The following is a 13,414-nucleotide window of genomic DNA, read 5'->3' as shown; positions in this document are numbered from 1 at the left end:
AAGCCATTTTCAAAACGTTTGTTTGTTTTTGTATGTCTTAACGGATGGCAAAATTATAGGCTTTTGTGAAACTATCAAAATATTGGCTGAAAAAATCTCATATTTTTTTAACCTTCCCGCTTAAGCGTTTCGTCATCAACCAATTAATTTTTCTAGAATATTTGCCCTCACCTTTAATCTCCATAATTCTGCAGGTAAAAACCCTGATACTGCCTCACCATACTATCGGTCTCCTCTTCGTTGAGGCGCTTGAGTTTTTCTTTTACCCCATCTTCGTCATAGAATCCAAACAGACTCTGAAAGGCTCCCAAGCGGATATAGTTCGCAGGGTTCTCTGCTGCCACTTCATAAAGCTTTTCAATGGCCACGTTCCTCTCTTGCTCCTCAAGCCTAGCAAAGAAATCACCATAATACCCCAAAAAGTAATACAGCGACTCTCCACTAAGCTTGTTGAGATTATCGTGAAACCAGCCCGCATACTGCTTTTCTTCCCTTGCAGAAAAGTAATTGGCCAAAGCCACTACCACCCGGATGTTACGGTGATCCATATATCCTTCTGCTACTTCCTGTCTGTCGTCATTACCTTCATGCCCCAGGTATGCGGCCAAAGCTGCCCCAGCCACATAAAGGGAAGGTTCATCCAATTGGGCTCTGAAAAAGGCTTGATACTTCTCCGGGTTGTTTTGCGCCAGCACCTCGATAGCTGCAGCCCGCACACTGTTCTTCTCATCCTCTTGGGCCATCTGGTACACCAAGTCCTCCACAAATTGGAAGTTTACCTCACTCGAACTCAACCTGTCCAAGGCCAGCTCTCTCAATGAACCAAACCTATCCTCCATTCCAGAACGGAATATCCCACCGAGTTCCTGACGGGTGTAGTGAGTAGTCAAACTGTCCAGTGCCTCATACCTGGCTATCCCTGCCTCTGCATTTTCAAATTGGGCCACCAGCCTATCAAATCCCCTGAAAGTCTGCTTTTTGGCCAGCAACTCCATGCCCTCATCAAACAGCACGACATCCGTTAATTCTCCGTTCTCTAGGGCAAAAAACTGCTCTCCTTCTTCCAACACAAACTCCCGCTCATACCGCACCCCATCAATGTAATATTGAACCTTAAAGGGCAACTTATACAACGGGGTTTGCCCCAAAGGCTGCTGTTGCCTTACGGTCAGCAGAATATTCCCTGGCACACTCTCATCTATCCTGACATCCAATTCAGGATGCCCAGAGTCCAAAAACCACTGGTTGAAAAACCAATTGAGGTCTTTACCACTCACCTTCTCAAAAGCCAGTCTCAAATCGTGAACTTCAACACTGCTCAGGGCATGCTTCTCCAAATAATGGTTTAGGGAAGCAAAAAAGGCCTCATCTCCCAAGTACTTTCGTAACATATGCAGGATTCTACCCCCCTTTGCGTAGGAGTGGCTATCAAACATCTCCTCATCATTATCATAGTAAAATCTAATCAGGTCTACCTGCTTCCCTTCAGCCTCGGAAAAATACTGCTCCATTTCTCCAACATGTGAAAGGTCTGCCGCATCCTTACCATGCTTGAATTCTTCCCACAGGTATTCGGAATAATTGGCAAAAGCCTCATTCAACGGCAAATTGGACCAAGATTCCGTAGTTACATAATCCCCAAACCACTGGTGAAAAAGTTCGTGGGCAATGATGCCCTCCCATTCGCTATCCAAGGCTTCCCGCTCATCGAGATTAAGTGCTTCCATGAAAATGGAAAGGGTTGTGTTTTCCATAGCTCCAGACACAAAATCCCTTACCACCACCTGATCATACTTCTGCCAAGGATACCTCACGCCCAACAGCTCCGAGAAAAAACCGATCATCTCGGGAGTATTTTCAAAAACCTTGGCCGCACCCTCTTTGTATCCTTTCTCTACAATATAGCGCAGGGGTACATCCTCCCATTGGTCTTCCACTACTTCAAAATCCCCAACAACTACTGCGGCTAAGTATGGTGCATGAGGCATATCCATCTCCCAGTGGTCTGTGCGCGTACCATCTTCATTATCCTGCCTGCCCAGTAACTTTCCGTTACTGAATGTCTGGTATCCTTCGGGCACGGTCAATTTGAAATCATGGGTGGCCCGCTCATTTGGGGCATCGATGGTGGGAAACCACTTGGAATTATGCTCCGTTTCCCCTTGGGTCCAGATCTGCGTGGGCTTCCCCTCCTCCTCACCGGTTGGATTTATAAAATACATCCCCTTATCATCCGTGATGGCTGCGCTGCCGCCGCTACCGCCTTCATACGGCTTGGCAGTGTAACTAATGGACAGGTCCAGGGTGTCGCTTGAGGAGATTTTTCCCGGCAGGTAGATTAAAAGTTTCTTCTGGTCATACTTGAAATTCAGGGGATAATTTTCATCCTCCCTGATGACAGAAACATCGTAAACTTCAAAGTCTTTGGCATCAAGTTCCAGCTTCCTTTGATCATAAAAATATGGCTTGAGTTTTAGCTTGGCTTTCCCAAGAACATGCTTTTTCTCAAAGTCAAAAGACAGGTCCAATGAAGTATGAAGAAGGTCAAAATGCCTTTCCCTAGTAGCCCTATACTCCCTTAGTTCATATTCTTTCTGCCTTAAAACCCCTTTCTGCTGCTGGGTAGTCTCAAACCTTTCCTCCACCTCTGCTGGCACCTCTTCCATTTCTGCCGGTGCCTGGGTTACTTCGGTTTGCGTCTTACACCCCAGCAAAAGGGCCAATAACAAAACACTGGTATTTTTTAAATTCATAAAATCAAACGGGTTTGAAATAACAACGTCCTAAGTTAAGATAATTTTCGGGGATTGGGTTTTTGGCTGAAAGTGAAGCCCATAAAAATTTTGCGCACTCTTTTTGTTATACTATTATTTTAACCAAACACACTACACTTTATGAAAATAGCTGGAATGATTTTACTAATTCTGGGTGTTGTTGGCACCTTGATCTTTGGCATCCAGGCCATTCAGGATTCGGAAAGCTTCTCTTTCCTGGGCATGGATATCGCCGTGAGCACGGCCAACTGGACCCCCGTGATTGTGAGCGTTGTACTATTAGTAATCGGGGGCATCATGATGGGCGCCGGATCCAAAAAGCTGACATAAGCATTACCTCCAAATATGATTTTTTGTTCAAAAGACGACAGCATGTAGTTGTCGTTTTTTTATTGTACTATTTGTTGTACCAAGATTCTAGGTACTAGGCACTAAGTCAAAGACACAGGATAGCGGTGAGCCTCCGCTGCGATTAGGTGGTACGTGGTAGTACTCTTGGTACTCACTATCCCTTCGCCTTCGTGAACGCTTAGTACATCGTACTTAGTACCTAGTACAATATAGTTAGTACAATGCCCACACCTTGTCCTTTCCCACACATTTACTATCTTTAGCCACCAAAATTCCCTAATATGTATTCAGTAACTATAAATAAAGACAAATTCGAGGTAAGCAAGGAAAACGAGGGCTTTCAGGTCAATGAAAGTCTGGTCGAGTGGGACATTACCAAACTCGAGGACCGACGCTACCATATTTTAGCCAAAAACAAGTCCTACAACTTGGAGCTCATCGAGCACAATGCCGAGGAAAAAACCCTCAAGGTCAAACTCAACAACAAAACCGTCACCCTTTCCATAAAGGACCGTTATGACTTGCTTTTGGAAAAATTGGGAATGAACAACACAGCCGGATCAAAAGCTAAAGATATCAAGGCACCCATGCCGGGGCTTATTTTTGATATCAAGGTGAAAATAGGAGATGAGGTACAGAAGGGCGATCACGTACTTGTGCTGGAAGCCATGAAAATGGAAAACATCATCAAATCCCCAGGCGACGGAGTGGTAAAGGAAATCAAGGTAAGCAAAGGGGCCAGCGTGGAAAAAAACCAGGTTTTGATTCAATTCTAGAATCTCCGGTCATCGGACATCCTACATCGGTCCAAAAAAACCCAATTTCCCATAGTTTTATTACCTTAACAAATTATATTTGTCGAGTTTAAATATTCGATAAAAATCATTTCAACAACAAATACCTTTCTTTAGAAGGCCATCAGAGCATGAAGTATAAAAGAATCCTCCTTAAGCTTAGCGGCGAAGCCCTAATGGGTGACAAAAACTACGGCATAGATCCAAAAAGACTAGAGCAATATGCCCTGGAAATCAAAAAAGTGGTGGACATGGGTGTAGAAGTAGCACTTGTAATCGGAGGAGGCAACATTTTCAGGGGCGTTCAATCCGAGAAAATCGGAATCGACCGTGTGCAGGGTGACTATATGGGCATGCTGGCCACTTTGATCAATGCCATGGCGCTTCAGAGTGCCTTGGAGCAAAACGGCATGTACACCCGACTGATGTCCGGCATCAAAATCGAGAGCGTATGCGAGCCTTTTATCCGCAGAAGAGCCATTCGTCATTTGGAGAAAGGAAGAGTAGTGATTTTTGGTGCAGGTATCGGCAACCCATACTTCACCACGGATTCTACGGCGAGTTTGAGAGCCATTGAAATCGAAGCTGAGGTGGTATTGAAAGGCACCCGAGTGGATGGAGTATATACTGCAGATCCTGAAAAAGACGCCAATGCCACCCGTTACGAAACCATTTCCTTCCAGGAAGTTTATGAAAACAACCTAAACGTAATGGATATGACGGCTTTCACCCTTTGCCAGGAAAATAACCTTCCTATCATCGTCTTCGACATGAACAAAGACGGCAATCTGGAAAACCTGATCAACGGAGAGGACGTTGGTACTTTAATTATGTCAAAATAAGCTTTTAACTATATCATGGAAGAGATTCAATTAGAACTTGATAATGCAAAAGAGCTCATGCAAAAAGCCGTAGACCACACGGCTGCTGAGTTGGTAAAAATAAGGGCCGGAAAAGCTATGCCAAACCTGCTTGACGGGATCATGGTCAGCTATTATGGCGCTCCTACCCCATTGCAGCAGGTGGCCTCAGTCACCACGCCAGATGCCAGAACCCTCACTATCAAGCCATGGGAAAGAAACCTGATCGGTGAAATCGAAAAGGCAATTGTAAACTCCGACCTAGGACTTGCCCCGCAAAACAACGGGGAGATCATCATCTTGACCATCCCGCCTTTGACAGAAGAGAGAAGAAAAGGTTTGGTAAAGCAGGTGAAGCAAGAGTGCGAAAACGGCAAGATCAGCCTCCGTACCGTCAGAAAAGATACCAACGACTCCTTGAGAAAGCTGCAGAAAGATGGGGCTCCTGAAGATGAAGTCAAAAGAGCAGAAGACATGGTTCAGAAATACACCGATAAGTTCAGCGGAAAAATCGACGAGCTTTTCGACAAGAAAGAAGCCGAAATCATGAAAGTATAAAAAAATCCCTTCGGGGATTTTTTTATTGTACTAAGTACACTGTACTAGGTACTAAGCAGTCTAGCGCTTTAGGTTCTGCCCATTAAAATAATATTTTTTTCGGCCTCCCTCCCTGAAGAGGCTCTATGACCCTTTCCCTCCGCAAAGTGCCCTTTCCCGCTCCGCTTCTCGGAACAAGTTGTGCCACTTCTTTAAAACTTTGTGGCCAATTACTCCGCGAAGTGGCTTTTGTTATCATTTTAATATTTCGTCCTCACTCCCGGATGCTTGCCCGCAATATCCTTCAACCTTTGAATTTGGCCCTCCGTCACGTCTCTTTTTGGAATCAGCAGTGCCATTTGGGCATTTTGCCAAAGCAGCACCCAGTGGTCTGAAACTTCAAACTTATAAAGTTTCTTCCATGAGAAGGTTGTGTCAAACGATTCGCCCAAAACCTGTATCCTCTCCCTGTCAAGTTTGTAGGTAAACTTCTCCCTCAAGCGGGCATCGCCAAAATAGTTCTTCTTGGACGACCTGAGCAAGGACAAGGGTGGCAACAAAACCATCGCCGCACCCAAGGCAATTGGCAAAATGGGAAAACTGGAATAATAATCAGGCCTCAAAAAATATAAAACCACCGTGCCCAATATCAACAAAACCCCCAGCACCAGCATCCCCCTGGTCATATTCCGCCTATACAGCAAAAAGAAATTCGCCCTCCTGTAATCTTTAAAACTCAATCCGGTATGTATGGTGACTTCTGACATAGAGGGAAGATAAGGTGTAGGGATTTATTTTGCAAGGTAGGGGCGGGATATATGGGTGAAGTACCCTACCAGCCATCACCCTAACCAACCACTAAACCCTTTCCCCCTGCATCATTCTCCAAAAACCCCTATTTTCAATCCAAACCTACCAACCTATGAAAACCTCCTCCCACAATATTTCCCTTTATTTCCTTTTATCCCTATTTCCTCTAATAGCTTGTTCTCCGCAAGAACCCATTACAACCGAACCCGCCTATTCCGGAAATCCGGTTATTGAGGGTTGGTACGCTGACCCGGAGGGAATTGTCTACGGCGACACCTATTGGATCTACCCCACCTATTCGGATGCCTATCACCGGCAGGTCCATATGGACGCATTCTCCTCTAAAGACCTGGTCAACTGGGAAAAACACGAGCGAATTATTGACACAGCCGTCATTACTTGGGCCGACAGTGCCATGTGGGCTCCCTCGGTAATTGAAAACAAGGGCAAATACTACCTTTTCTTCGGGGCAAACGATATACAAAAAGAGGAAGCTCTGGGAGGTATAGGCGTGGCTGTAGCGGATCAACCCGAAGGGCCTTTTGAAGACCTCATCGGCAAGCCTCTAATCAACGAGATCGTCAACGGCGCCCAGCCCATTGACCAGTTTGTTTTCCGGGATGCAGACGGGACCCACTACATGTATTACGGTGGCTGGGGCCACTGCAATGTGGTCAAGCTCAATGAGGACTTCACCGGGCTCGAGCCATTTGAGGACGGGGAACTTTACCAGGAAGTAACTCCGAAAGATTATGTGGAAGGACCATTTATGTTTATCCGGGACGGAAAATATTACTTTATGTGGTCCGAGGGAGGCTGGGGAGGCCCTAATTATAGAGTGGCTTATGCAATTGCCGACAGTCCATTCGGCCCATTCGAGCGGGAAGCCACCGTCCTCCAGCAAGACCCCGAAGTAGCCACCGGTGCCGGCCATCATTCCGTCATCCAGATTCCCGAAGAGGACGAATACTATATCGTATATCACCGCAGGCCCTTGGAGGAAACCCACCACAACCACCGCGTGGTCTGCATAGACAAGATGGAATTTGACGAAGAAGGAAAGATCAAGCCGGTAAGGATTACCTTTGAAGGGGTTCCGGAGAGAAAAATTGCCGGAAAATAGTTTAGAAGTTTATTTCCCGAACACCCCTTCGGGGATTGGGAGTTTAGGAGCCTGTCTGCACCAGGTAGGTTTAGCTGGAGGAGACCCTCTAAACCATCATATCTCCTGACATCTGCCATTACGTTTTTGATGCAACCAAAGGTGCTTTTTTCACCCACTTATCAGAGGAAACCTGATCGACTAAAAACATCCCCAAGTCATCCAATCTAATTGAGGTGCCCGGCATCCGTTTGTCATCGGCCAACACCTTACCCGTCCCCGCTTTTTTAGTGATCATGGCAGCTCTCACAAAAGTCCAGTATATCTGCCCATTTGATATAATTATGGGCATCAGTGCTTCTTGGGCCTGTTTCATCTCTTTAAAAAGTATACTTACAAAAACCTTCATAATTCTCCTTTGCAAATCCAATGACTCATTAGGAAGGGCACTGACGGCCCCGGAGATATTGACCAACCGCTTTATTCCTTGATCATTCATTTTACCTGTCAGCAACTGTCCGATACGTTGAAACTTTTCAAACTGATCAGGCTCTTTCACTCCCCCCGCGGCATTAATAACCGCAGCACTCCCTTGAAGTGCTTTTTCAACTGCATCCGCATCCAACAAGTTACCGGTGACTACCGTAACTTTATCTCTCAGGTCATTCAGCTTTTCCGGAGATCTCACTAAAACTTTCACTTGGTAGTTTTTCTTTAACGCCTCTCGAAGTACTGAGCCACCCACCTGACCAGTGGCTCCCAAAATAGTGATTTGCATAATGTTGGAATTTTATCAGAAGTGAAATTATACACTAAAACATACCCGATCGGCATTAAAAACCTCACACCGAACCAACTCGCAAAAACCTAAAAATTAACCACTTACAAATTTACCGATAAACTCATTCAGATCAAAAAGATTATCTCTAACTTCGTACTTAAAAATTCTTCGTGCTACTACTTTTGAACTTTGTCCACTTTGTGACCATAGTGCCCTTTTTGACCAATTCTTACTCCGCGAAGAGGCCATAGTGTACTTCTTTAAAATTTTGGGTCCTTTGCGGCCCATTTTCTTCCGCAAAGAAGTTAAACCTTAAAACCACACGCCCTCTCAATCTCCTCAGCCACCTTCATCACACATACGCCCAATTCATTCTTCACCTCAAAATCCCAAAACCTCAAAACCGTCCAGCCTTTGGACAGGTAGTAGGCATTTACTTCTTGGTCTCTTTGCATGTTTCGCTCGATTTTGGGCAGCCAAAAATCTCGGTTGCTCTTGATGGAAGATTTCCTGCGGTTCCAATCATGACCATGCCAGAAGCTGCCATCTACGAATACAACCAGCTTATACTTGATGAATGATATATCAGGTCTGCCTAGGAGTTTTTGGCTGTTGCTTCTGTATCGGACTCCCGCATGCCAGAGCGCCTTTTTCAGTATTTTCTCAGGCTTGGTATCCCAACCTTTGATGCGGGCCATGTTGTCAGACCGTTTTTTGGTGGTATAAAAGCCATTCTCCTCACTGAATCTAGGCACTTGTATTTTGGGCTGCTTATATAACTTACTCATTGGAAATTCACTCCACTACACTTTCTCTGGAGCTATAACATACCCAAGGACTCAATCGTGCAATTCAATGAAATAACTCCAAATCATGTAGAAACAATCCCCTTGCCCTAAAGGAAACTACGATTACTTTTCCCTGATGCGGGAAATAGAATTCTTGTTGATTTCCGACACCATGAGATGGAAGTGGGCAGGCGCCAATCATTTTTCACTCCCTTATACACCTCACCGATCGAAGAAATACATTATCGGGATTATCAAACCCTGATTCATGAAGTGTTTGACTTAACCATACGGAATGAACCACATCATAGGGAAACCAAGGGTCCTCCATTTCCTCCACCGTACTGGTCCACCAAGAAGTCATTTCATTGAACCTACTGAAATAACTCGGAAAATTATAGCCAAAAAGGTCAAGCCAGACCAACCCTGCCCCTACTGCATTGAAATCACTCTCATTGGTGGCTGTTCGGTGAAACTCTTCGATCCAATATCTAGGGTTGGTACTTCTCATTTTTTCTGGGGCTTCTTCACTGCCTCCTAAGTAATCGCGAAGTTCTCTCCAGTCATCTAGGCTTGGGACTTTATAACCACAGGGACAGATATTTCTATCATCGACTACAGCCCTATTGTTATAAAGCTTGCCATATGGAATATCATATTCCGGCTGATTGTCAAATGACCAGGCACCTGGGATGTCATTGCCATATTCCCAATCCCAATTGGGCTGGCCGGCATCCTCCAGCGGATCACCATTGCAGAAAGTAGAGCTACGCAGGTTTTCGGCCATCCAATATTGATTGCCGATTTTGACTACCTTATATACATTCCCCTCAGCATCCCTGACTACCCCCTCCACTGCAGGAGTCAGGTCCAGCCCCTCCTGAATCAGCGAAAATTCAGTAAGTACTAATTGAAAATATGCATTACCTTGCTCAGGAAGCTGCAAATAATAATGGTAATGGTTGGCAGCCTCCACGGCCACTTCCATTTCAAGAACTTCCCTATCAAAATGTTCTATTACCCTCAATGTGCCATTGGTACCACCTCGCACATATTGATAGTAAAAGTTGCGATCAGCAGATCTCCTCAGCTCCTTTTCATCTCCTCCGGAAACTATTTGGGATGCCTCCACATATTCATTCCTCAGTGAAACCAAACCATAATCACTGAAAGCTTCAATGGTGATCGAAACAGGACTGCCATTAACGGCAAATGCACCGTGGGTTTCGAAAGGCAGGTAATCCTCAAAAACTCCAGCTGAAGGCTCATAGGAAAACACATAATCCCCAAAAGGCAAGTCCACACTGTAAGGAGTGCTGAAATCGTTGGGATCTAGGGGCAAAAGTAATTCATCACCGGTCTGTTGGTTAACTATTGAAATCTCAATGTAATCGGGTAGCACATGTTGCCAATCAGATGCATCCGCTTGTCTAGCGTTTATGGAACTCTGTCCAAAATCGGCAATATTGATTCCCGTAAATTGCAGGGTGGAAGTAGGAATTATTTCCTCCTCTTGGGTACAACTGAGAAGCCCCAATAATAAAAATATATAAAGCAGTTTTTTCATGGCTTAGGGGTTTTCATTAATGCATCTGATGGACATTCCTTCGGTTTTGTAGCCATCGTGAACCCCCGGGTTCACATACCCGACGCTATTAAATCTCAAATCCATAACATAAAGGGTATTGAACCTATACCCCGGTGGCTCAGGTTGAGAAGCATACCACCAAAACCTGAATTCTCCCTCGGTCTGCGTCCACCAACTCCCCACAAGATGCAACCAATTGTAGCCAACCCTTAAAGGGAAGGGATAATGCCATCTATTTTCTTCCCTGTCGCGCTGTGGGGTCTGCCTGAGCAACATTCCGCCACCTCTCATGGTCATGCCCGTTTCATTGGTCGCCCCTGTGTTTGGCGATTTCCAGTGCTCAAATCCGGTATCCTTCATTCTATCTGGTCCTGTATAATCTTGGTCCAATAACTGGGCAAGCTCTTCAAAATCCTCCTTAGTGGGCACGCGCCAGTCGCAAGGGCAAATGTTCCGCTCATCGGTTGCAGCATAGCCGTTGTAAAGTTTTCCGTAAATCGGCCCATAGGCCTCATTGTCATCATAGTAAGTCCATAGCCCTTCTTCTACATCATCCCAGTTTTCAGGATTTGCCTCCCGTCTTATAGGATCGCCATTGCAATAGGAGGAGGTCCTGAGATTTTCGGCCATCCAAACCTGGTTGCCGACCTGAACGGTGCGATACCTGTTTCCATCCGCATCATACACCACATTGGTAAGGTTATCCAAAGCTATCTCTTCCTCGGTATAGGAAAACTCCCCCATCACCAAGTCGACCAAGCTCGAATTGGGCTCTCCGCTTGGATTGATGAAAAAATGGTAATGCTCAGAGGTCCCAACTGTCAATTCCCGATTGATCGGATCCTGTCCATCTTTGGGATTGACTGTTAGGCTGACAGCACTTCCCCCCGCTACGTATAAGTAATAGAACTCCTCATCATCTGTCAGGTAAAATTCCTGCCCTTCACTGCTCACCCCATCCACTTGGTCATTGAGCACGGTGATTAGCCCATAGCTGCTTTCTGCCTGCATGCTGATTTGGGCCTGAGGGCCTTGGAGTTCAAAAGTCCCTTCAGACCTGAAGGGCAAATATTGCTCCATTTCCCGGCCATCCAGTGTGACCTCATAGGTATAGGTGCCATAGGGTAGTAGGATGGTTTGGGGCAAATTAGAATTGGAAAGGGTAAAATTCAGCACATGGCTGCTGCCATCGGCGGTGCTCTGGATATGAACCTCCATTGATGCGGCCATCTGGTGCTCCCAGGCTGAAATTCTAAGCTGGCGCGCATTGATTTCCACATTGCCAAATTGGGGCATATACCCTATTAGAAAGCTGGCTTGCCCATCTGCGGTCTGTTCCTCGTAGGATTGACAAGCTATTAGGCTAAAAAACGCTATAAAAGTTAAAAATCTCTTCATCTAAAATCCCTCTACTTCGCCAAAAAGCGATATTCTTAAAAACTGCTAATAGCATCAAACAATCTATATACCAAAAATATCTTGATTAAATTATATTAGCAAATTAAATCAGTGTTTTGTTTACTATTTTGAATCGAAAAAATTTAAAAACTAACTAGAAAGACCAAAGGGAATTGAAGGGAAATATAACAACAAAGGTAGCAGAGGGGATTTGGGGGAAGTCAAAGGTAAGAGGTAAGTAGTTAGGAGACTATGGTTTTACAGCGCGGGTCGGTTGATAGGTTGATGTCGGATGGCGCTTTGCGCATCCGAGGGATTAAGGGATTAACGTAAAGTGCTATTGTTCCTTAATCCTTTATTCAGGTCCGAATGGAATACAGCGAAGCTATTCCATTTCGGTATGCTCAACCATTCAACCAGCACTCTACAACACCTAAACCGAGGCCGAAGGCCGACTAAACTCCTAAACCAGAACGCCAAAAAATAAAAAAGGCTTCAAAGAAGCCCAGACTCTAAAGAATTGGCCGTCATTGACAACCAGTTCTTTCCATTATTAAACCTTACAGGGATAAAGTTACATAAATACTTTGTATCAAAAAAGGCAGCAATAATAAAAGTTTAACCTAATTATATACCACACGCTATGCATCTCTTGCATGAAGCTGCTAAAATTACCGCCTGTAAAGAATTCATTAACCTTCGGCTATAAAGCCTTAACTTGCAATTGGGAAAATGGACTAGTATGGGAATTGAAAATAAAAACAAGCTGGAAAGCGAACAATTGGTAAAGGTCTCCAAGTTTAAGGAGGTAATCAAAAAAACCAAACCTCATAAACATGCTGGCTATTATGAACTTATTTTTTTAAGCGAGGGAGAGGGTTTCCATTGGGTGGAAACTGAAAACTTTCAGGTCAAAATTCCAGACCTTTATTTCATGAAACCTGGGCAAGTCCACCATTGGCAATTTACAGCGGTTCCGAAAGGCTACGTTGTCTTATTCAAAGAGGAGTTTATCAATAAAATAACTGACGCACCTCTTTGGTCATTATTGAATAGACTCCCATCCATACTGCGTAAATCTGTAAAACAGGAAGAATGGAACAGTGAAATCATCCTGCAAGAAATGTTTGCTGCTTACAAATCTGATTCCCCGTTAAAAAATGAGATGATACTGGGTTACCTAAGGGTAATCCTGGCCTACTTATGTAATTTTGAAGAAACTGAGAGCCTTACTGTGCCAGACCACGGCGGGATGTTTGATCAGTTCCAGCAGCTATTAACCACGCATTGTCCCCAATATCACCAAGTCAATCAATTTGCAGAAGCCTTGGGGACTACACCCCAAAACCTAAACAGGATATCTAGAAAGCATTCTGGTAAAAGTGCAGGAGAATTAATAACGGGGCAAATAATACTGGAAGCCAAAAGAAATATCCTTCATTCAGAGTCCAACATCAATGAAATAGCTGACCTGCTTCATTTCAATGACGCCTCTTATTTTATAAAATTCTTCAAAAAACACGTTGGCATCACCCCTTATCAATTTAGAGCCAGACACTTTACTCATCAATCCTGATTTCATATTTACCATTTTACCTCTCAAATTTACCAAAGCCCGCTTGGATAATCCT

Annotated in this window: 12 protein-coding genes; 6 read left to right on the top strand and 6 right to left on the bottom strand. The window is 44.6% G+C overall.

The window, feature by feature from the left end:
• Positions 1 to 173 precede the first annotated feature (173 nt).
• The gene (locus tag KI659_RS08270) at positions 174 to 2,753 is read right to left on the bottom strand and encodes a M1 family metallopeptidase (protein WP_213944875.1); all 2,580 of its coding nucleotides are present in this window, start codon (positions 2,751 to 2,753) and stop codon (positions 174 to 176) included.
• Positions 2,754 to 2,909: 156 nt separating this feature from the next.
• On the opposite strand from KI659_RS08270, the gene KI659_RS08265 reads away from it, so the two are divergent.
• The 4 genes from KI659_RS08265 (at position 2,910) to frr (ending at position 5,337) form a co-directional block, all read left to right on the top strand.
• A complete protein-coding gene (locus KI659_RS08265) occupies positions 2,910 to 3,104 on the top strand; it encodes a hypothetical protein (RefSeq protein ID WP_246535334.1) in 195 nt (64 codons plus the stop codon).
• Between the two features lie 302 nt (positions 3,105 to 3,406).
• On the top strand, positions 3,407 to 3,901 hold the full coding sequence (locus KI659_RS08260; protein ID WP_213944873.1) for an acetyl-CoA carboxylase biotin carboxyl carrier protein subunit: 495 nt from the start codon (positions 3,407 to 3,409) through the stop codon (positions 3,899 to 3,901).
• Positions 3,902 to 4,050: 149 nt separating this feature from the next.
• Positions 4,051 to 4,761 carry a UMP kinase gene (gene pyrH / locus KI659_RS08255; protein ID WP_213944872.1) on the top strand — a complete coding sequence of 237 codons (711 nt, stop codon included), beginning with the start codon at positions 4,051 to 4,053 and terminating at the stop codon, positions 4,759 to 4,761.
• A gap of 15 nt (positions 4,762 to 4,776) precedes the next feature.
• Positions 4,777 to 5,337 carry a ribosome recycling factor gene (gene frr, locus KI659_RS08250; protein WP_213944871.1) on the top strand — a complete coding sequence of 187 codons (561 nt, stop codon included), beginning with the start codon at positions 4,777 to 4,779 and terminating at the stop codon, positions 5,335 to 5,337.
• A gap of 239 nt (positions 5,338 to 5,576) precedes the next feature.
• On the opposite strand, the gene KI659_RS08245 is transcribed toward frr, so the two are convergent.
• Positions 5,577 to 6,083 (bottom strand): YcxB family protein, encoded by a 507-nt coding sequence (locus KI659_RS08245; protein WP_213944870.1) that lies wholly within the window; start codon positions 6,081 to 6,083, stop codon positions 5,577 to 5,579.
• A gap of 155 nt (positions 6,084 to 6,238) precedes the next feature.
• On the opposite strand from KI659_RS08245, the gene KI659_RS08240 reads away from it, so the two are divergent.
• Positions 6,239 to 7,249, top strand: coding sequence for a glycoside hydrolase family 43 protein (locus tag KI659_RS08240; protein WP_213944869.1), 1,011 nt, complete (start codon positions 6,239 to 6,241; stop codon positions 7,247 to 7,249).
• Between the two features lie 118 nt (positions 7,250 to 7,367).
• On the opposite strand, the gene KI659_RS08235 is transcribed toward KI659_RS08240, so the two are convergent.
• The 4 genes from KI659_RS08235 to KI659_RS08220 all read right to left on the bottom strand — a co-directional run bounded on the left by KI659_RS08235 (position 7,368) and on the right by KI659_RS08220 (position 11,783).
• Positions 7,368 to 8,006: an NAD(P)-dependent oxidoreductase gene (locus tag KI659_RS08235; protein ID WP_213944868.1), complete on the bottom strand. Its 639-nt coding sequence runs from the start codon at positions 8,004 to 8,006 to the stop codon at positions 7,368 to 7,370.
• 308 nt (positions 8,007 to 8,314) lie between these two features.
• Positions 8,315 to 8,797 (bottom strand): very short patch repair endonuclease, encoded by a 483-nt coding sequence (locus tag KI659_RS08230; RefSeq protein ID WP_213944867.1) that lies wholly within the window; start codon positions 8,795 to 8,797, stop codon positions 8,315 to 8,317.
• 205 nt (positions 8,798 to 9,002) lie between these two features.
• Positions 9,003 to 10,364: a fibrobacter succinogenes major paralogous domain-containing protein gene (locus tag KI659_RS08225; protein ID WP_213944866.1), complete on the bottom strand. Its 1,362-nt coding sequence runs from the start codon at positions 10,362 to 10,364 to the stop codon at positions 9,003 to 9,005.
• A gap of 3 nt (positions 10,365 to 10,367) precedes the next feature.
• Positions 10,368 to 11,783: a fibrobacter succinogenes major paralogous domain-containing protein gene (locus KI659_RS08220; protein ID WP_213944865.1), complete on the bottom strand. Its 1,416-nt coding sequence runs from the start codon at positions 11,781 to 11,783 to the stop codon at positions 10,368 to 10,370.
• 742 nt (positions 11,784 to 12,525) lie between these two features.
• Between KI659_RS08220 and KI659_RS08215 the strand changes: the two genes are divergently transcribed.
• The gene (locus KI659_RS08215; protein WP_213944864.1) at positions 12,526 to 13,359 is read left to right on the top strand and encodes an AraC family transcriptional regulator; all 834 of its coding nucleotides are present in this window, start codon (positions 12,526 to 12,528) and stop codon (positions 13,357 to 13,359) included.
• The last annotated feature ends 55 nt before the right edge of the window (positions 13,360 to 13,414 follow it).

Source organism: Litoribacter ruber (assembly GCF_018449405.1).
Classification (GTDB): domain Bacteria; phylum Bacteroidota; class Bacteroidia; order Cytophagales; family Cyclobacteriaceae; genus Litoribacter; species Litoribacter ruber.
Note: the sequence above shows the minus strand (reverse complement) of the source record. Positions and strands in the feature narration are given on the sequence as shown.